This window comes from Stenotrophomonas sp. STEN046 (genome assembly GCF_056759755.1).
Window position 1 is genome coordinate 45,721 of sequence record NZ_JBRRDR010000024.1, and the last position, 18,507, is coordinate 64,227.

At 66.9% G+C, this 18,507-nt stretch carries 16 protein-coding genes and 2 tRNA genes; 15 read left to right on the plus strand and 3 right to left on the minus strand.

Features of this window, described 5'->3' with window-relative positions:
- The first annotated feature begins 3 nt into the window (after positions 1–3).
- From ACVOLJ_RS12565 to ACVOLJ_RS12585, 5 genes are all read left to right on the plus strand, one after another.
- Positions 4–621: a DsbE family thiol:disulfide interchange protein gene (locus ACVOLJ_RS12565; protein WP_475281248.1), complete on the plus strand. Its 618-nt coding sequence runs from the start codon at positions 4–6 to the stop codon at positions 619–621.
- 4 nt (positions 622–625) lie between these two features.
- The gene (locus ACVOLJ_RS12570; protein ID WP_475281249.1) at positions 626–1,084 is read left to right on the plus strand and encodes a cytochrome c-type biogenesis protein; all 459 of its coding nucleotides are present in this window, start codon (positions 626–628) and stop codon (positions 1,082–1,084) included.
- Entirely contained in the window at positions 1,078–2,070 is a 993-nt protein-coding gene (locus tag ACVOLJ_RS12575; RefSeq protein ID WP_475281262.1) for a tetratricopeptide repeat protein, read from the plus strand. The genes ACVOLJ_RS12570 and ACVOLJ_RS12575 overlap by 7 nt, the downstream gene beginning before the upstream one ends.
- Before the next feature lie 154 nt (positions 2,071–2,224).
- On the plus strand, positions 2,225–3,337 hold the full coding sequence (gene metX, locus ACVOLJ_RS12580) for a homoserine O-acetyltransferase MetX (RefSeq protein ID WP_475281250.1): 1,113 nt from the start codon (positions 2,225–2,227) through the stop codon (positions 3,335–3,337).
- Positions 3,337–3,681 (plus strand): DUF1294 domain-containing protein, encoded by a 345-nt coding sequence (locus tag ACVOLJ_RS12585; RefSeq protein WP_475281251.1) that lies wholly within the window; start codon positions 3,337–3,339, stop codon positions 3,679–3,681. The genes metX and ACVOLJ_RS12585 overlap by 1 nt, the downstream gene beginning before the upstream one ends.
- Positions 3,682–3,807: 126 nt before the next feature.
- Here ACVOLJ_RS12585 and cydC read toward each other — a convergent pair whose 3' ends face one another.
- Together cydC and cydD are read right to left on the minus strand one after the other, a co-directional pair.
- Positions 3,808–5,487 (minus strand): thiol reductant ABC exporter subunit CydC, encoded by a 1,680-nt coding sequence (gene cydC / locus ACVOLJ_RS12590; protein ID WP_481564252.1) that lies wholly within the window; start codon positions 5,485–5,487, stop codon positions 3,808–3,810.
- Positions 5,484–7,229, minus strand: a complete 1,746-nt coding sequence (gene cydD, locus ACVOLJ_RS12595) for a thiol reductant ABC exporter subunit CydD (RefSeq protein WP_481564253.1) — start codon at positions 7,227–7,229, stop codon at positions 5,484–5,486. Before cydD ends, cydC begins: the two co-directional genes overlap by 4 nt.
- A 227-nt stretch (positions 7,230–7,456) precedes the next feature.
- On the opposite strand from cydD, the gene ACVOLJ_RS12600 reads away from it, so the two are divergent.
- From ACVOLJ_RS12600 to pgaD, 10 genes are all read left to right on the plus strand, one after another.
- Entirely contained in the window at positions 7,457–9,040 is a 1,584-nt protein-coding gene (locus ACVOLJ_RS12600; RefSeq protein ID WP_475281254.1) for a cytochrome ubiquinol oxidase subunit I, read from the plus strand.
- A 15-nt stretch (positions 9,041–9,055) separates the two neighbouring features.
- A complete protein-coding gene (gene cydB, locus ACVOLJ_RS12605) occupies positions 9,056–10,210 on the plus strand; it encodes a cytochrome d ubiquinol oxidase subunit II (protein ID WP_481564254.1) in 1,155 nt (384 codons plus the stop codon).
- Between the two features lie 54 nt (positions 10,211–10,264).
- The gene (cydX, locus tag ACVOLJ_RS12610) at positions 10,265–10,378 is read left to right on the plus strand and encodes a cytochrome bd-I oxidase subunit CydX (RefSeq protein WP_025876452.1); all 114 of its coding nucleotides are present in this window, start codon (positions 10,265–10,267) and stop codon (positions 10,376–10,378) included.
- A gap of 56 nt (positions 10,379–10,434) precedes the next feature.
- Positions 10,435–10,511, plus strand: a tRNA-Pro gene (locus tag ACVOLJ_RS12615).
- Positions 10,512–10,651: 140 nt separating this feature from the next.
- Positions 10,652–10,728: transfer RNA gene (locus ACVOLJ_RS12620), tRNA-Pro, on the plus strand.
- Between the two features lie 240 nt (positions 10,729–10,968).
- Positions 10,969–12,174 carry a CynX/NimT family MFS transporter gene (locus tag ACVOLJ_RS12625; protein ID WP_475281256.1) on the plus strand — a complete coding sequence of 402 codons (1,206 nt, stop codon included), beginning with the start codon at positions 10,969–10,971 and terminating at the stop codon, positions 12,172–12,174.
- Between the two features lie 350 nt (positions 12,175–12,524).
- Entirely contained in the window at positions 12,525–14,564 is a 2,040-nt protein-coding gene (gene pgaA, locus ACVOLJ_RS12630) for a poly-beta-1,6 N-acetyl-D-glucosamine export porin PgaA (RefSeq protein WP_481564255.1), read from the plus strand.
- 1 nt (position 14,565) lies between these two features.
- The gene (pgaB, locus tag ACVOLJ_RS12635) at positions 14,566–16,476 is read left to right on the plus strand and encodes a poly-beta-1,6-N-acetyl-D-glucosamine N-deacetylase PgaB (RefSeq protein ID WP_481564256.1); all 1,911 of its coding nucleotides are present in this window, start codon (positions 14,566–14,568) and stop codon (positions 16,474–16,476) included.
- A 7-nt stretch (positions 16,477–16,483) separates the two neighbouring features.
- Positions 16,484–17,731 carry a poly-beta-1,6-N-acetyl-D-glucosamine synthase gene (gene pgaC, locus ACVOLJ_RS12640; RefSeq protein WP_475281263.1) on the plus strand — a complete coding sequence of 416 codons (1,248 nt, stop codon included), beginning with the start codon at positions 16,484–16,486 and terminating at the stop codon, positions 17,729–17,731.
- Positions 17,728–18,219 carry a poly-beta-1,6-N-acetyl-D-glucosamine biosynthesis protein PgaD gene (gene pgaD / locus ACVOLJ_RS12645; RefSeq protein ID WP_481564257.1) on the plus strand — a complete coding sequence of 164 codons (492 nt, stop codon included), beginning with the start codon at positions 17,728–17,730 and terminating at the stop codon, positions 18,217–18,219. Before pgaC ends, pgaD begins: the two co-directional genes overlap by 4 nt.
- A 182-nt stretch (positions 18,220–18,401) precedes the next feature.
- Here the strand turns inward: pgaD and ACVOLJ_RS12650 are convergent.
- On the minus strand, positions 18,402–18,507 hold a 106-nt coding region (locus tag ACVOLJ_RS12650), incomplete at its 5' end, for an IS3 family transposase (RefSeq protein WP_144435795.1).

Below are 18,507 nucleotides of genomic sequence, written 5' to 3' on the forward strand. Positions count from 1 at the left end.
CCCATGTCCGAGTCACCCGCCCCACGCCCTTCCCGCCCGCTGCCGCCGGTAGCCATCGTGATCGGCGTCCTGTTCTTCTTCGGCCTGCTCGGCCTGATGATCTACGGGGTGATGAAATCGGGCGACCCGCAGCGCGACGTGCTGCCTTCGGCCTTGATCGACAAGCCGGCGCCGGCATTCGCGCTGCCGGTGCTGCACGATCCGCAGATGATCGTTCGCAGCGAGGAACTGCGCGGTGCGCCCTATCTGCTCAATGTCTGGGGCAGCTGGTGCGCGGCCTGCCGCGAAGAACACCCGGTGCTGACCCGTTTCGCCGAGAGCAAGCGCGTGCGCGTGATCGGCTACAACTGGAAGGATGAACCGACCGACGCACTGCACTGGCTGGAACAGCTGGGCAATCCGTTCATGGTCGTGGTGAGCGACATTGAAGGCCGCACCGCCATCGACTGGGGCGTGACGGCGGCACCGGAGACGTTCCTGGTGGATGGCAGCGGCATCGTGCGCTGGAAGTACAGCGGTGCGATGACCCAGCAGGTGGTCGACCAGAAACTGATTCCGGCACTGGAAAAGCTTGAAAAGGCCCAGGGCGATGCCGGCAACACCCTGCACGCCTCGCCGTAAGCGCATGCGCTGGCTGCTGCCCCTGCTGCTGGCGATCACCCTGGCGGCGCCATTGCCGGGCCTGGCCCAGCAACCGGTGCATGATCCACGGCCGCTGGCATTCCGCGATGCCGCCGAGGAAGCGCGCTTCCACGACCTGGCCGCGCAGCTTCGCTGCGTGCAGTGCCAGAACCAGTCGCTGGCCGATTCCAACGCGCAGATCGCGCAGGACCTGCGCCGCGAGGTGCTGCAGCTGATGCAGCAGGGCCACGATGACGCCGCGATCAAGCAGTTCCTGGTCGCACGTTATGGCGGGTTCGTGCTCTATCAGCCGCCGCTGCAGCCGGGCACCTGGCTGCTGTGGGGCGGCCCGCTGCTGGTGCTGGGCGGCGGAGCGCTGGTGGTGCTGGGCATCGTTCGTCGGCGCAGCCGGCAGTTGGGCACAGCCGCCGCCGGCAATCCAACCGAGGGAGACGACTGGTGATGCACGGGTTGACGGTGCTGGCGGCATTGATCGCTGCGTTGCTTGCCGCGGTGGTGCTGTGGCCGCTGCGCCGCGATGGCCGCATCGGCTTCGCGCTGGGCGTGGCGGCACTGGGCGTGGCCGGCGGCTGCCTGTACGCGCTGGTTGGCAATCCGCGCGCCGCACAGGTACAGCCGGCGCCATCGGTGGCGACCCTGCGCGACGGTGTGCAGGCGCTGCAGCAGGCCCTGCAGCGTGACCCGCAGCGCGCCGATGGCTGGGCCCTGCTGGGCCGTTCGCAGGCCGAGCTGGGCAATGCCACCGCCGCAGCCGAAGCATTCAATCGCGCAGCCGCACTGGCCCCGGACGAACCCGGCGTGCTGGTCGAGGCCGCGCAGGCACGCGCCCAGGCCGACCCGGGCAAGCAGTTCGATGACACCGCGCTGGGCTGGTTGCAGCGCGCACGCACCCTGTCACCCGATGCCGAACGCGCCAGCTGGCTGCTGGGCATCGCATTGCGCCAGCGCGGCCGCAACGCCGAGGCCGCCGATCTCTGGAGCACGCTGCTGCCGCGGCTGGAGCCCGGCGCGGCACAGGCCCTCAAGGCGCAGATTGCCATCGCCCGCGAGGCAGCCGGGCAGGCACCGGACGCAGCGCCACCGGCGGCAGCCGCCCTGTTGCAGGTCAGGGTGCAACTGCCGGCCTCGTTGAAGACAACCGACTGGCCTGGCAGCACCCAGGTGTTCGTGCTGGCGCGCGCAGTGGGCGGTCCGCCGATGCCGGTCGCCGCGCGCAGGCTGCCGCTTGCCGGTTTCCCGGCAACGGTTGCACTGGGCGACGGCGACAGTCCGATGCCGACCGCACCGCTGTCGGCGCATCGCGAAGTGGAAGTGCTGGCACGCATTTCGCGCAGTGGCAGCGCAAACCGCAGCGATGATGATCTGCAGAGCCTGCCGGTGAAGGTACAACTGCCGCACGACGGCGTGATCGAACTGCGGTTCCCGTAAGGCACGGCCGCTGCACTCGCCGGGCATGGCCCGGCGCTCCCCCTGCATCGTGCCGTCGGTAGCGCCCGGCCATGCCCGGCGGCCCTGCATACAGACCTGCCGATGGAAACCAGCGTGTCGCCAGCTGCACATGCCGCCCCGCTAGAATGCCTGCATGACCGAATTCATTCCGCCCGGCACCCGCTTCCATGCCCTGCCCTCGCCCTTCCCGTGCAAGCGCGGTGGTGCCCTGCACGGTGCCCGCATGGCCTACGAGACCTGGGGCACGCTGGATGCCGAAGCGGGAAACGCGATCCTGATCGTCACCGGCCTGTCGCCCGACGCCCATGCCGCGGCCAACGCCGACAATCCAGCCCCCGGCTGGTGGGAAGCGATGGTCGGGCCCGGCAAACCCATCGATACCGATCGCTGGTTCGTGGTCTGCGTCAACTCGCTGGGCAGCTGCAAGGGCTCCACCGGCCCGGCATCGATCAACCCCGGCAGCGGTGAGCTCTATCGCCTGGATTTTCCGGAACTGTCGATCGAGGACGGTGCACGGGCAGCGATCGAGGTGGTGCGCGCACTGGGCATCGAACAACTCGCCTGCGTGGTCGGCAACTCGATGGGCGGGATGACGGCGCTGGCAGTGCTGATGCTGCATCCGGGCATCGCCCGCAGCCACATCAACATTTCCGGCAGCGCGCAGGCGCTGCCATTCTCGATCGCCATCCGTTCATTGCAGCGCGAAGCGATCCGTCTGGATCCGCGCTGGAACAGTGGTCGTTACGATGACGATGCCTACCCGGAATCGGGCATGCGCATGGCGCGCAAGCTGGGCGTGATCACCTACCGCTCTGCGCTGGAATGGGATGGCCGCTTCGGCCGCGTGCGGCTGGATTCAGACCAGGCCGATGATGATCCGTTCGGCCTGGAATTCCAGGTGGAAAGCTACCTGGAAGGCCATGCACGGCGGTTCGTGCGCTTCTTCGATCCGAACTGCTACCTCTACCTCAGCCGCTCGATGGACTGGTTCGACCTGGCCGAGTATGCCGACGGCGACGTACTTGCCGGACTGGCGCGGATACGGGTTGGCAAGGCGCTGGCGATCGGTGCGAACACCGATATCCTGTTCCCGGTGCAGCAGCAGCAGCAGGTGGCCGATGGCCTGCGTGCCGGCGGCGCCGATGCACGCTTCATCGGCCTGGAATCGCCGCAGGGCCACGATGCGTTCTTGGTCGATTTCGAGCGCTTCGGTCCGGCCGTGCGCGGCTTCCTCGACGCGCTGTAATGGCCTGGCGGCGTAACCTCGCACTGGCCGCAGCGGGTGCACTGGTCGGGCTGACCGCAAGCGGTGTTTTTCCGTGGTGGCTGGGCGCGTGGTGCGCGCTGGCCAGCCTGGTGTCGTTTGCGCTGTACGGTCGTGACAAGCGTGCAGCACAGCACAGGCAGCAGCGCACACCGGAGCGCACGCTGCAGCTGCTGGCCTTTGCCGGCGGTTGGCCGGGAGCGCTGCTGGGCCAGGCAGTGTTCCGTCACAAGCATCGCAAGATGCAGTTCCAGTGGGTGTTCTGGCTCTGCGTGCTGGCCAACGTGGCATCGATCGCGGTGATGCTGCGCGAATTTTCGCGATGAGAACCCGCCGGGCATGGCCCGGCGCTACCGATGCGTACCCTTGCGTCGATCCGCCGGGCATCGCCCGGCGCTACCTGCGTCCAGTAGATCCACGCCATGCGTGGATGTGCCGACCGAGGTCGGCATCTACCGAGGCGGTTCGCGGACCAGCACCCCATCACGCAACCGGTACTGCACATCCACCACGCCTGGGGGCAGGTCGTCGTGGGTGATCATCAACAGGCTGCGCCCCTCCAGCAGTGTCGGCAGGTCCAGCAGCAGTGCGCGGGCGGTATCCACGTCCAGTCCTTCTGTGGGTTCATCCACCACCAGGATCGGCGCCGGGCGCAGCAGCGCGCGGGCCAGCGCCAGACGGCGCGCCTGCCCGGCCGACATGGTCGCGCCGTTCTCGCCGACCCAGGCCTGCAGGCCACCGTTGTGCTCGGCCCACTCACCCAGGCGCACCCGTTGCAGCACTGCCCACAATGCCTCGTCGCTGGCGACGGGATCCCCCAGCCGCAGGTTCTCGGCCACGGTGCCGGCAAACACCGGCGCATTCTGCGGCAACCAGGCCAGCTGGCGGTGCCAGTCGGCCTGGGCCAGATCACGCAGGTCCCGGCCGCCATAGGTCAACCGGCCCTGTTGCGGGTCCCACAGGCGCAGCAGCAGGCTCGACAGGGTGGTCTTGCCGCTGCCGCTGTCGCCGCCGATGGCGATGCGTTCGCCCGGCGCCAGGGTCAACTGCAGGCCACGCAGCACCGGGCGCGCTGCACCGGGCCACTGGAAATGCACGTTGTCCCAGTGCACGGTCGCCGCCTGCGGCAGCGGCTGCGGCGACGCGGGCTCTTCCACCGCAGGCGCCTGCTCGACGATCGCCTGCAGGCGCGCAGCGGCGATGCGCCCGGTCTGCAGCGACTGCCATGCCAGGCCCATGCCGGCCCACAACTCGATCATCGCCACGGTCAGGAATACCAGGCCAGCAGCCATTTCCGGCGCGATCTGCTGCTGTTCGGCCGCCTGCAGCGCCAGCGCCAGCATCGCCACCAGGCCGAGCCCGGCCAGCACGCCATGCAGCGTCGATGCAGCGATGAGCCGCAGGCGCCGGCGACGATCACGTGACGCCACCTGCTTGGCCGCCACCCGCACTTTCAACTGCCAGGCGTTGCCCGCGTGCAGGGCGGCAAGATCGGCCGCACCCTCCAGGCCCTCGAATGCCGCCGTACGCAATGCCGAACGATGTGCCGCACGATCGGCCTCCTCGCCATCGTGGCCGCGCACCCCCAGCCAGGGCACGCCCACGCCGATCAGCAGCGACAGCACCGCCAACAGTACCGCTGCCGAGGGCAGGATCAGTGCTGCCGAAGCAATACCGACCAGCGACAGTGCAGCCAGTGCCAGCAATGGACCGATGGCGCGTACCAGCAGGCCATCGACTTCGCCGATGTCGCCCAGCAGGCGCGCCAGCAGTTCACCGGTGCGGGTCGCACCGAGTCGTGCCGGAGCCAGCGGCAGCGCGCGCCGGAAGAACCACACCCGCAGGTCGCGGGCAATGCGCAGCGTGGCGTCATGCCCCACCAGCTTTTCAAAGTAGCGCGAGGCGATGCGCGCCATCGTCAGCCCGCGGATACCTGCCGAGGGGGTGAAGAAATTGAAACCCTGGCCGAGCCCGGCGGCACCGGCCAGCGCCGCAGCTGTCAGGAAGCCACCGGACAAGCCGAGCAGCGCCGTGCCAGCCAGCATCGTCGTCCACAGCAGCAGCACCGCCAGCAGCAGGCGCGGCCGATGGCGCAGAAATACAGTGCGCAGCGCATCAGGCGAACGGCTCACGGGCGCACCGCCTGTGCCGGCTCAACCAAACGCCCCTCGGGCAGCAACAGGCAGCGATCGGCCCAGGCGATCACCGCCGGGCTGTGGGTAGCGACCACCACGCTGCGTCCGCGTGCGTAGGCGGCCAGGCTGCGCAGCAGCGCCGCTTCGGTTCCGGCATCAAGGAATGCAGTGGGCTCGTCCAGCAGCAACACCTGCGGATCGCGCAACAGCAGGCGTGCCAGGCCAATGCGTCGGGCCTCTCCACCGGAGAGGCCGAAGCCACGCTCGCCGATCAGCGTATCCAGCCCCTGCGGCAGCCGTTGCGCGAACTGCAGCACCTGCGCCGCTTCGGCAACGGCGCGCAGGCGCGCATCGCTCGCGCCGGGGTCGGCCAGGCGCAGGTTTTCTGCGATGGTGCCGTGGAAAAGATAGGGGCGCTGGCTGGCGTAGGCGACCTGCAGCCCCGGCCGCAGCTGCACCCGGCCTGCACGCGGCGGCAGCCACCCGGCCAGTGCTTCCAGCAGGGTGCTCTTGCCACTGCCGCTGGCACCGACCAGGGCCAGGCGTTGCCCCGGCTCCAGCTGCAGGTCCAGGTTCTGCAGCACGTCGTGCGGTGCGCCCAACGGACGCAGTGCCAATCCACGCGCCTGCAACGGCGGCAGCGCCGCCTCGGCCGGCTCGGGTGCCAATGCCGGGCCGTCCTCGGCCGGCGTGGTGTCTTCTTCCGGCAATACCTGCAGCAGGCGCTGCACTTCGGCTGCAGCAGCCAGCGCATTGGCGCGGTCGTGGTAATGCGCGGCCAGGCGCCGCAGCGGTGCGTAGAATTCCGGCGCAAGCAGCAGGCAGAACAGGCCCGCGCCCAAGGTCGGCACGCTTGCATGCAGTGACATCAGGCCCAGATAGCTCAAGCCCAGGTACAGCGCGACCATGGCCACGCTGACCGAGGCAAAGAATTCCAGCACCGTGGATGACAGGAAGGCGATGCGCAGCACCTTCATGGTGCGCACGCGCACGCCTTCCGCCGCCGCCTCGATGCCGGCAAGTTCGGCCTCGCCCTGGCCATACAGGCGCAGCAGGCCCAGCCCCTTGATGCGATCGGCGAAGTGCCCGCTCATGCGCGCCAGTTCGCCCAGCTGCGCACGGCCAGCCGCTTCAGCGCCCCAGCCCACCAGCATCATGAAGAACGGCACCAGCGGTGCGGTGAACAGCAGGATCAGCGCCACCACCCAATCGACCCAGGCCACCGCCGCCAGGATCAGCAGCGGTACCACCACCACTTCGGTGCGCACCGGCAGGAAACCGCTGTAATAGTTTTCGATGGCATCGCCGTGGTGCAGCATCAACTCGCCCAGCTCGCCGCTGCGGCGCTGCCGCAGCCACAGCGGCCCGTGTGCCAGCAGGCGGGCGAACACGCGTTCGCGCAGCGCAAGGCGCGCCGCATCGGCAACGTCACCGGCAGCGGCCTGGGTGACGCTGCCCAGCAGCGCACGCACGATCAGGATCACCGCCAATGCAGCCAGCACCGGCAGGCCCTGCACCAGCGGAATGCGCTCGACCAGCACCTGCTGCACCAGCCAGGCGATGGCGGCGGCCTGACCGATCAGCAGCCCGCCGGATACGCTGATGCACACCGACGCCAATCGCTGCCGCCCCCGTGCGGCACGGGCCAGATCGGCCAGCCAGGCGGTGCGGACGCGCCGCAGATGGGTCGATTCATCGTCCTGTTCACGGGCGTCAGCGGTCGGTTCGGCAGCGCTCAAGGCTCTTCACAGGCAACGGGGGATGGACGGCATTGTAGGCGCAGGCAACAGCCTCCCCCTGCGGCCGGCGGTCGCAGTCTTCGGTGGGTTGGCATACGATCCTCCTGAATACCCATTCATACATTGATCTGGATCAAGGCTGTTTGAAGTAGTCGGTCACATCATTCACCCCGTAGACCACCCTTCCCGCCACCTGCAACGGCACTATCCAACGAGGTAGCCAGGCCATGATTGATCAGACAGTCGTAGAACTGTCGCGGCTGCAATTCGCTCTGACCGCGATGTACCACTTCCTATTCGTACCGCTCACCCTTGGCCTGTCCTTCATGGTGGCCATCATGGAGAGCGTGTATGTGATGACCCGCAAGCAGGTCTGGCGGCAGATGACCCTGTTCTGGGGCACCCTGTTCGGCATCAACTTCGCCATCGGCGTGGCCACCGGCCTGGTGATGGAATTCCAGTTCGGCATGAACTGGTCGTACTACAGCCACTACGTGGGTGACATCTTCGGTGCGCCGCTGGCGATCGAAGGCCTGATGGCGTTCTTCCTGGAAGCGACCTTCATCGGCCTGTTCTTCTTCGGCTGGAAGCGCCTGACCCCGGTCAAGCACCTCACCGTCACCTGGTTGATGGCGCTGGGCACCAACCTGTCGGCGGTGTGGATCCTGATCGCCAACGGCTGGATGCAGAACCCGACCGGTGCGGTGTTCAACCCGGAAACGATGCGCATGGAGGTGGTCGACTTCGCGGCGGTGCTGCTGAACCCCGTGGCCCAGGCCAAGTTCGTGCATACCGTCAGTGCCGGCTACGTGACCGGTGCGATCTTCGTGATGTCCATCAGTGCGCTGTACCTGCTGCGCAACAAGCACCGCGACATGGCGCGTCGTTCGTTCGCGGTCGCCGCCGCCTTCGGCCTGCTGTCCTCGCTGTCGGTGGTGGTGCTGGGTGACGAGAGCGGTTATGCCGCCAGCGAACACCAGAAGATGAAGCTGGCCGCGATTGAAGCGATGTGGGAGACCGAGCGCGCACCGGCCGACTTCACCGCCTTCGGCATTCCCAACCAGGAAACCCACACCAACGACTATGCGATCAAGATTCCGTACCTGATGGGCCTGATCGCCACCCGTTCGCTGGACCAGCCGATTCCGGGCATCCTGGAACTGGTGGAGCGTGCCGAGCATCGCATCCGCGGTGGCCAGATCGCCTACGGCGCGCTGGAACGGGTGAAGAAGGACCGCAACGATCTTGAAGCACGCGAGATGTTCGATCGCCATTGGCAGGACCTGGGCCATGGCCTGCTGCTGAAGCGCTACCGCGAGGACATCCTCAATGCCACCCCGGAGGAAATCTCCAAGGCGGCGATGGACACCGTACCGCGTGTGGCGCCGTTGTTCTGGACCTTCCGCATCATGGCCGGGCTGGGCTTCTACCTGATCGCCTTCTTCGCCCTGGCCTTCTATTACTCGTGCCGCAACAATTTCCAGGACAAGCGCTGGTTCCTGAAGCTGGCGGTGTGGTCGCTGCCGGCACCGTGGATCGCGATCGAATGCGGCTGGTTCGTGGCCGAGTACGGCCGCCAGCCGTGGGCGGTGGATGGCGTGCTGCCGACCTTCTACGCCGCATCGGGCCTGGCACTGCATGAAATCCTGACCACGCTGGCGGTGTTCACCGGGCTGTACACGGTGCTGCTGGTCATCGAGATCAAGCTGATGCTGAAGGCGATCCGCAAGGGTCCGGACGACATCCTGCCGACGCTGCAGGCCGATATCCGACCCGCTTCCCCCAATGCAGTCGCCCCCGGCCAAGCCTGAGGCAGGAGAATCCAGATGGAATTCATTGCACTTGATTACACCACGCTCCGCGTGATCTGGTGGCTGCTGCTCGGCATCCTGCTGATCGGCTGGGCGGTGATGGATGGTTTCGACCTTGGCGTCGGCACCCTGCTGCCGTTCGTTGCAAAAACCGATGAAGAACGCCGGCTGGTGATCAATACCGTCGGCCCGGTGTGGGAAGGCAACCAGGTTTGGCTGGTGCTCGGTGGCGGCGCGATCTTCGCCGCCTGGCCGCCGCTGTATGCGGTGAGCTTCTCCGGTTTCTACCTGGCGGTGTTTGCGATGCTGTTCGGGCTGATCCTGCGCCCGGTCGGCTTCAAGTACCGCAGCAAGCTGCCGTCCAAGCGCTGGCGCGACAACTGGGACCGCGTGCTGTTCGTCGGTGGACTGCTGCCGGGCCTGATCGCCGGCGTCGCGGTGGGCAACGTGCTGCTGGGCGTGCCGTTCCACTTCGATGACACCCTGCGCGTGACCTACACCGGTTCGTTCTTCGGCCTGCTCACGCCGTTCGCGCTGATTGCCGGCCTGATCAGCGTGGCGATGCTGGTATCGCATGGTGCGGCCATGCTGGTGATCAAGACCGACGGCCCGGTGGCAGAACGTGCGGCACGCTACGGCAGTGTCGCGGCCATCATCAGCTTCGTGTTGTTCGCCGCTGCCGGCGCCTGGGTGGCCTTCGGCCTGCCGGGCTACCAGATCACCTCGCAGGTGGTCACCGATGGCCCGACCAATCCGCTGCTGAAGACCGCTGCACTGGGCACGGCCGCCGGCGGCTGGCTGCGCAACTACAGCAGCATGCCGGCCACCATCGTGTTCCCGGTGCTCGGCCTGATCGGCGCGCTGGCCAGTGCAGTGCTGCTGCGTGCCCGTCGTGGCGGACTGGCCTTCATCGCCTCGGGCGCATCCATCGCCGGCATCATCCTCACCGTCGGCTTTGCGATCTTCCCCTTCCTGCTGCCGTCCTCCAGCCAGCCCACTTCCAGCCTGACCGTGTGGGACAGCTCGTCCAGCCACCTCACGCTGTGGGTCATGCTGCTGGCCACGGGCATCTTCCTGCCGATCATCATCGCCTATACCACCTGGGTGTACCGCGTGCTGAAGGGCAAGACCACGGTGGAAGAAATGGGCGACAACCCCAACGCGTACTGATTGCCCGTGTGCCGGCCTCCGGTCGGCACACCCCTTGAACACAGGAGATTGACCATGTGGTATTTCGCTTGGATTCTCGGCGCTGGCCTGGCCTCGGTCGTGGCCATCCTCAACGGGATGTGGTTCGAAGCGCGCGAAAGCGCCCGCGCCGACAAGGAAGTGCGTTGAAACTGTAAAAAAGGGTTGCCGATACGGCCTTCACACCGTATTCTTGGCGGCTCCTTCGGGGTGTAGCTCAGTCTGGTAGAGCGCTACGTTCGGGACGTAGAGGTCGCAGGTTCGAATCCTGTCTCCCCGACCACTTCGGTGGTCGCATTGAAGCCTGGTGAAGTCTTCCAGGCTTTTTTGTTCCCCGCAGGAACCGTTGCCTCGGCAGCGAAGCAGTACGGCCTTCCCCCTTGCCGCCATCGGGGGAAATGGCTAGAATAGGCGGCTACCCTTCGGGGTGTAGCTCAGTCTGGTAGAGCGCTACGTTCGGGACGTAGAGGTCGCAGGTTCGAATCCTGTCTCCCCGACCACTCCGGTGGTCAGCAAGAAGCCTGGAAGACATCACTGTCCTCCGGGTTTTTTTGTGTCTGTGATCCACGCAGCTGAACCGCGATGCGTGCAGCCGGTCGGCCACGCTCGCAGACCCCGGCAATGCACATGCCGACCAGCCACGTACAATGGCCACCCTCCCCCCACCTGCCACACCGGCGATGCCCGGTGCCGGCGCTGCACACCCAAGCCAGGGCGTGCGCCACCTGCAAGGACTCCCCATGACGTCCCCCACTTCTGCTTCGCACCCGCTGCTGCACGGCCGCGTGCTGGCGTTCGCCGCGATCCTGCTGGCGGCGGTCAACCTGCGTACCGCCGTCACCTCCATCACCCCGCTGCTGGACGTGCTCGGCCAGCAGTTCGGCTTTGGCACCACCATGACCGGTGTGCTGGGGATGCTGCCGACGGCGTCGTTCGCCCTGTTCGGCGTGGCGACCCCGGCACTGGCCCGGCGCCTGGGCCTGGAGCGCACCACCCTGCTGGCCATGCTGATGGCCGCAACCGGCCTGCTGCTGCGCTCCAGCGCCGGCAATGTCGGCACCCTGCTGCTGGGTTCGGTGATCGCCCTGGCCGGCATGGGCATCGGCAACGTGGTGGTACCGCCGCTGGTGAAGCGTTACTTCGCCAACAAGGTCGGCACCATGAGCACGCTCTACATCAGCGTGCTGCAGCTGGGCACGATGCTGCCGGCGCTGCTGGCGGTACCGGTGGCCAATGCCGCCGGCTGGCGCATCTCGCTGGGCATGTGGGCGCTGCTGGCGCTGGCCGCCGCGCTGCCATGGCTGATGGTGGCCCGCCGCGCGCCGAAGCCGGTGCTGGACGCCAACGATCCCACCGCGCAGCCGCACGGCAAGGTCTGGCGCACGTCGCTGGGCTGGAGCATGACGCTGATGTTCGGCATGACCTCGCTGATGACCTATTCGATGTTCACCTGGCTGCCGCGCATCGTGGTCGAAGCCGGTGCCACCCCGGCATTTGGCGGGGTGATGGTGGCGGTGTTCTCCGCGCTGGGCCTGCTGCCGTCCCTGGTCATTCCCTCGCTGGCGGTGCGCCTGCAGAATCCCTTCCCGCTGGTACTGATCGGCTTTTCCGCGTTCGTGATCGCCTTTGCCGGCCTGCTGTTCGCACCACTGAAGGCGCCGCTGCTGTGGGCTGCCCTGCTGGGCGTGGGCCCGTCCACCTTCCCGCTGGCGCTGACCCTGATCAACCTGCGCACGCGCACCCCCACCGGCTCGGCGGCACTGTCCGGCTTCATGCAGGGCGTGGGCTACAGCTTCAGCTGCCTGGGCCCCTTCCTGGTCGGCTGGCTGCACACCGTGAGCGACGGCTGGACCCTGCCGTTCAGCTTCCTGTTCGGGTGCGCCACGCTGATGCTGTGCGCCTCGTGGGTGGCCTGCAAGCCGCGCAAACTGGAAGACCTGTGGTGAGCCGCCCGGCGGCCTGACCCTCCGCCAGCCCCCTTGCGATCTACACACCGCCTCCGCAGCGGGTGACGTAGCGTGTCCAAAGCTGACCCGGTTCGCGTCCAGAACCGGTTCAGTGTGGCGCACCGAATCCTGCCGGGAGCAGCGTCGCGCGGACCGGGCAGCCTCGAGATGGCTCGGGGATCCTGCCGCGCAGGGCGTGTACGGCCTGGCTGGCCGGTACCGGGAGATTCCTGCGTCAACCATGTACAGGTGGGCACTGGCCTCCCTGGGGAAGCGTCAGCTATAGTTGGCATGTGATGTGCGTCACACTTTTCAGCACATCGTTCAAGTATGGATGCTTAGGGGGTCTCATGGTTGTCCACCGTCCGCTGGCGCTTTGCGTCGGCCTGGCCTGCGCCACTCTGGCGTCCTGGGCCCACGCGGCTTCGCCGCCTGTTGCGATCACGCGCGCCGACCGGCTCGTGGAAATCGGCCACTACCGTGACCAGGCGCGCTGGGTCGATGCGCTGGCAGCGATCGAGCGCGCGCAGCTGCGCGAACCCGATGACGAGCTGCTGTACAAGCTGCAGGTCCTGACCCTGGGCGACATCGGCAACGCCCATCGTGCGTGGCGGCTGTACCAGGCGCGGCCCGGCCTGTTCGACCAGGACCAGAAGGCGCGACTGGAATCGAACTATGTGGCCAAGCTGGTCAACTGGAGCCTGGCCTACGGGCAAACCGAGGACACCCGGTTGGACGAGGCCGAGGCCTCGCTGGCCGAGATGGAACAGTACGTCGAGCGCGATGGCACGCCGCAGGCACAGGCGCCGCTGCGCATCCGCATGGACCGGCTGATCCTGCTCAACCGCCTGGCCCGCCACGCGCAGGTGCGCGACGAGGCCCGGGCGCTGCAGCGCGAAGGCCATGCCCTGCCCGACTACGTGCTGCCGGCGGTCGGCGATTCGTTGATGGCCACGCAGAACCCGGCGGAGGCCATTCCCTTGCTGGAGGCCGCCGCAAAGAGCGACCCCTCGCGCTTCGAGTCGCGCTCGGAGCTGGCCTATGCCTATCTGGAAACCGAGCAGGCGGAGAAGGCGGTGGGCTATCTGCAGGCCTGGCAGAAGGACGAACCGGCATGGCGCTGGGGCGGCGGCAAGACCCCCTTCCAGAACTGGGCCCGCTACGAGGCCGACTTGAACCTGGCGATGGTGCGGGCCTACAGCGGTGACCTGCCCACGGCCCAGCGCGAGCTGGAAGCCCTGGTTGACGTCGGCCCGGGCAATGGCAGCCTGCAGACCTCGCTGGGCAGCGTCTACCAGATGCGCGGCTGGCCACGGCGGGCGCTTGAACGCCACCAGATGGCCTATACCCTGGACCCGCGGGACATCGCGCCACGCCTGGGCATGTACGAATCCTACGTGCAGCTGCAGCGCGACGACCTGGCGCGGCCACTGCATGACGACCTGCTGGCGCGCTATCCCAGCCAGCCCTCGGTACAGCGCATGGACCGTGACTGGCGCGCACATCGCGGCTGGCAGCTGCTGGCCAAGGTCGAGGGCGGTCGCAGCTCCGGTGGTGGCGGTACCTCGCCGCTGGGCAACGATGACCTGCACTACGGCCTGGAAGTGGCCTCGCCGGTACTCAACGACCGCTGGCGCCTGTTCGCCTTCGCCGACCGTCGTTCGGTCACCTTCCAGGACCAGGACATCGATCCGCTGTGGATCGGTGCCGGCGTGCGCTACCGCTTCGATCGCCTCGATGCCGAGGCGGCAGTGATGCGCCCCAACGACAGCATCGGCGACACCGGCCTGCGCGGCGGCTTCGGCTGGCAGTTCAATGATCGCTGGCATGCCGGCGTAACGGCTGCCCGCAATGACCCGGAAGCCTCGATGCAGGCGCGCGTGGCCGGCATCACCGCCGACAGCGTTGCGGTTGCCGTGGACTACACGCGCAACGAACGCACCCACTGGAGCTTCGGCGGCAGCCAGTTCCGCTACGACGACGGCAACCGCCGCGATACGTTGAACAGCACCATCGAACAGCGCCTGCTGACCCGCCCGCGCCTGTTGATCGATGGACTGGGCAGCGTCTACACCAGCCGTGGCAGCCGCGATGACGCGCCCTACTTCAATCCGTCCCGTGATCGCTCGGTGGAAGTGGGCCTGCGTATCGACCAGCAGCTGTGGCGCCACTACGAACGTCATTTCCGCCATCGCCTGACGATGTCCGTCGGCAACTACTGGCAGGAGGGGTTTGGCAGTTCGATCATTCCCACCGTGGCCTATCGCCACGAGTGGCAGTTCGACCAGGGACGGATCCTCGAGTACGGCGTGAGCTGGTCGCGACCGGTCTACGACGGCCAACGTGAACGACATATCGGCTTCGATGCCGTGCTGCGCTGGGGAGAGTGAGATGGAACGGATGCTTCGCAAACTGACGATGATGCTGTTGCTGGCCCTGCTGGCCGCAGGCCTGCCTGCAATGGCGCAACAGCGCGCTGCGACCGCCGAGGAGCTGGACGCGGCCGACAACGGCCTGCTGGTGCTGAGCTACCACGACGTGCGCGACGACGTGCTGGAAAAATCCGACGCCGACGCCTATGCGGTCAGCACGCAGAACTTCGCCGCCCACCTGGACTGGCTGTCCGCCCATGGCTATCACCCGGTGTCGCTGTCGCAGCTGATCAAGGCCTCGCGAGGCGAGGCCCGGCTGCCGCCGCGGCCGGTGCTGCTGACCTTCGATGACGGCCTGCGCAGCGTCTACAGCCGCGTCTACCCGCTGCTGCGCGCCTACAACTATCCGGCACTGGTGGCGGTGATCACCGATTACGTGGACATGGCGCCTGGCCGCACCATCGACTACGGCTACCGCCCCTTCGGGCACGATGATTTCCTGACCTGGGACCAGCTGCGCGAGATGCAGGCCAGCGGCCTGATCGAACTGGCCAGCCACACCGACAACCTGCACCACGGCGTGCAGTCCAATCCGCAGGGCAACCAGACCCCGGCGGTGATCACCCGCATCTACGATCCCAAGGCACAGCGCTATGAGAGCGCGCAGGACTACGAGAAGCGCCTGCGCGACGATCTCGGCCGCAGCGTGCAGCGTATCGAAAAGGAACTGGGGGTGCGCCCGAAGGCCATCGTCTGGCCCTATGCCGCCTACAACCAGCTGAGCAACGACATCGCCGAGCAGCTGGGCATGCCGGTGTCCTTCGACCTGGAGGGCCGCAGCACGCCGGTCACCGCCGACCTGCACGGCCTGGCCCGGCTGCTGGTGACCAGCAACCCGAACGTCACCTCGCTGGCCTTCGAGCTGCGCCGCAACGTCAACCTGGATGGCACGCGCGCCCTGCAGATCGATCTGGATTCGGTCTATGACGCCGATCCGGCACAGCAGTCGCGCAACCTGGATGCGCTGATCGAGCGCGTGAAGCGCATCGGGCCGACCCACGTCTACCTGCAGGCGTTCGCCGACCCGGATGGCAACAACACCGCCGATGCACTGTACTTCCCGAACCGGCACATGCCGATGCGCGCGGACCTGTTCAACCGCGTGGCCTGGCAGCTGAAGACCCGTGCCGGGGTGAAGGTGTACGCCTGGCTGCCGGTGCTCGGCTTCGAACTGCCCAACGCGGCGCAGCGTGCGGCACTGGGCATCCAGAGCCCCGAGCGCGACGGCATGTACCGCCTGGACTTCACCCGACCGCAGGCGCGGCAGATCATCAAGGACATCTACGAAGACCTGGCGATCAATTCGTATTTCGAAGGCCTGCTGTTCCACGACGACGGCTACCTGCGCGATACCGAACTGGCCCAGCTGCCGCAGGAAGGCAGCGATGGTGGCCGTACCCAGGCACTGATCGATTTCACCCTGGAACTGCGCGACAGCGCGCAACGCTGGCGACCCAAGCTTGGCACCGTGCGCAACCTGTATGCACAGCCGGTGCTGGAACCGCAGAGCGCAGCATGGTTCGCCCAGCGCCTGGACCTGTTCAACAAGGCCTACGACCGCACCGCGCTGATGGCGATGCCGTGGATGGAAGGCAGCCGTCGCCCCGAACGCTGGCTGGATCGCCTGGTGGTGGCGGTGCGTGCGCACGATCCAGACCTGAAGCACACCATGTTCGAACTGCAGACCGTGGATTGGCGTACGCAGACGCCGATCAGCGGGCAGCGCCTGCGTGCGCAGATCCGCCGCCTGCAGGCGCAGGGCGTGCGCCATTTCGCGTGGTACCCAGACGATTTCATCGCCGACAAGCCGTCGACCCAGGATGCACGTGCGGCGATGTCCGCGCGCAATTTCCCGTATCCGGAGAAGTGACGTGGACATGAACCCGTGGCTCAACGCCATGTTCCAGTTCGCCTTCTTCTATCCCATGGTGATGGCGTTCTTCTGGATGTCCGGCGGCCTGTACTACTTCTTCCGGCGTGAGCGCAAATCGCGCCCGCGCAACGACCCGCCGCCGATGACGGCGTACCCGTTCGCCAGCCTGCTGATTCCCTGCCACAACGAATCGGAAAACCTGGCCGACACCCTGGGCTCGGCGCTGGCGCAGCGCTATCCGGACTTCGAAGTGATCGCCATCAACGATGGCAGCAGCGACGACACCGGTGCCCGCCTGGATGCACTGGCAGCGATCCACCCGCGGCTGCGCGTCGTGCACCTGGACCGCAACCTGGGCAAGGCCAACGCGCTGCGCATGGGAGCGTTGGCCGCACGCTCGGAATACCTGGTGTGCATCGACGGTGATGCCATGCTGGAAGAGTTCGCGATGCACTGGATGGTCTGGCACCTGACCAGCGGGCCACGCGTGGGCGCGGTGACCGGCAACCCACGAATCCGCAACCGCTCCACCCTGCTGGGCCGCCTGCAGGTTGCCGAATTCTCGTCGATCATCGGCATGATCAAGCGCGCCCAGCGCGTCTACGGCCGCATCTTCACCGTGTCCGGCGTGATTGCCGCATTCCGGCGCACCGCCCTGCATCGCATCGGCTATTGGGCCGACGACATGGTCACCGAGGACATCGACATCAGCTGGCGGCTGCAGCTGGACCATTGGGACATCCGCTACGAACCCAACGCGCTGTGCTTCATCCTGATGCCGGAAACCCTGAAGGGCCTCTGGCGGCAGCGCCTGCGCTGGGCCCAGGGCGGCGTGGAAGTGCTGCTTCGCCACGGATCTTCGTTGTTCAGCTGGCGCAAGCGGCGCATGTGGGGCGTGCTGCTGGAGTACATCCTCAGCGTGCTGTGGGCCTACACGATGCTGGCCATCGTGGTGTTGTGGGCATTGGGCAAGTTCATTGCGATGCCGCCGCAGTTGTACATCGACACGTTGCTGCCGCAATGGCATGGCGTGATTCTGGCGCTGGTCTGCCTGCTGCAGTTTGCCAGCAGCCTGATCATCGACCGGCGTTACGAAACGCATATCGGCCGCAACTATTTCTGGGTCATCTGGTACCCGATGGCGTACTGGTTGATCAGCCTGTTCACCACGTTGGTGGCACTGCCGAAGACGCTGTTGAAGCGGCGTGGCAAGCGTGCCACCTGGGTCAGCCCAGACAGGGGTATCCGATGAACACCAACCGCCAGACGACCGTCAGCAGGCCGTCCAACCGCTTCGACTCGCGCCTGATCCAGAAGCCGCGCCAGCAGCCACGCCTGCAGCGCACCGCCTGGGGCTTTGTGACCCTGGCGTTCTGGGGGTTCTACTTCTACCTGTGGGCGCCGCTGGTCACCCTGGTGTCCTGGCTGCTGGGCGGCCACCTGGCGTGGCTGCAGCTGTACGAGCACAAGCAGCACCTGGACCCGTTCGTGATCATCGCGTTGCCGGTGATCCTGGCAGGCTGCGCGCTGCTGCTGATCGCATGGGCCGAGTACAACCGCTACCGCTTCGCCGGCAAGGAACGGCGCGCGCCGCGCGTGGATTCCAGCCGCGAGGACATCGCCCATGCGCTGGGTGCCAGCGATGCGTTGGCCGAGCAGCTGATGAATGCAAAGGCGGTGACGCTGCACATGGATGACAACGCACGGCCGGTGGGGCTGACGCGGCAGCCGTTGCTGTAAGCGGTGGGTTCTTCGGCAGGGCTTGCAGCCCTGCACCTGCTTGCAAGCCACGGCAACGGCAACGGCAACGGCAACGGCAACGTCAAAAGCAGCATCCCGAGGGATGGCGGGGCACTGTGGGTGTGCGGGGACGCCGTAAACCCGTCCCTGAAGTGACCCCCTAAAGTTGGACAGTTGGGGGATCAGGCGGCCAGCGCGACCTGTTCCCGGTACTTTACCGGGCTCAGGCCCTTTAGTTTCAGTCGGATACGGTCTTCGTTGTAGTACCGGATGTACTCCGTCAGTCCG

What these genes read in the sequence shown, in the direction of transcription:
- ACVOLJ_RS12565 (WP_475281248.1), top strand. Translation starts at nt 4, where the DNA reads ATGTCCGAGTCACCCGCCCCACGCCCTTCCCGCCCGCTGCCGCCGGTA.
- ACVOLJ_RS12570 (WP_475281249.1), top strand. Translation starts at nt 626, where the DNA reads ATGCGCTGGCTGCTGCCCCTGCTGCTGGCGATCACCCTGGCGGCGCCA.
- metX (WP_475281250.1), top strand. Translation starts at nt 2,225, where the DNA reads ATGACCGAATTCATTCCGCCCGGCACCCGCTTCCATGCCCTGCCCTCG.
- ACVOLJ_RS12585 (WP_475281251.1), top strand. Translation starts at nt 3,337, where the DNA reads ATGGCCTGGCGGCGTAACCTCGCACTGGCCGCAGCGGGTGCACTGGTC.
- ACVOLJ_RS12600 (WP_475281254.1), top strand. Translation starts at nt 7,457, where the DNA reads ATGATTGATCAGACAGTCGTAGAACTGTCGCGGCTGCAATTCGCTCTG.
- cydB (WP_481564254.1), top strand. Translation starts at nt 9,056, where the DNA reads ATGGAATTCATTGCACTTGATTACACCACGCTCCGCGTGATCTGGTGG.
- cydX (WP_025876452.1), top strand. Translation starts at nt 10,265, where the DNA reads ATGTGGTATTTCGCTTGGATTCTCGGCGCTGGCCTGGCCTCGGTCGTG.
- ACVOLJ_RS12625 (WP_475281256.1), top strand. Translation starts at nt 10,969, where the DNA reads ATGACGTCCCCCACTTCTGCTTCGCACCCGCTGCTGCACGGCCGCGTG.
- pgaA (WP_481564255.1), top strand. Translation starts at nt 12,525, where the DNA reads ATGGTTGTCCACCGTCCGCTGGCGCTTTGCGTCGGCCTGGCCTGCGCC.
- pgaB (WP_481564256.1), top strand. Translation starts at nt 14,566, where the DNA reads ATGGAACGGATGCTTCGCAAACTGACGATGATGCTGTTGCTGGCCCTG.
- pgaC (WP_475281263.1), top strand. Translation starts at nt 16,484, where the DNA reads ATGAACCCGTGGCTCAACGCCATGTTCCAGTTCGCCTTCTTCTATCCC.
- pgaD (WP_481564257.1), top strand. Translation starts at nt 17,728, where the DNA reads ATGAACACCAACCGCCAGACGACCGTCAGCAGGCCGTCCAACCGCTTC.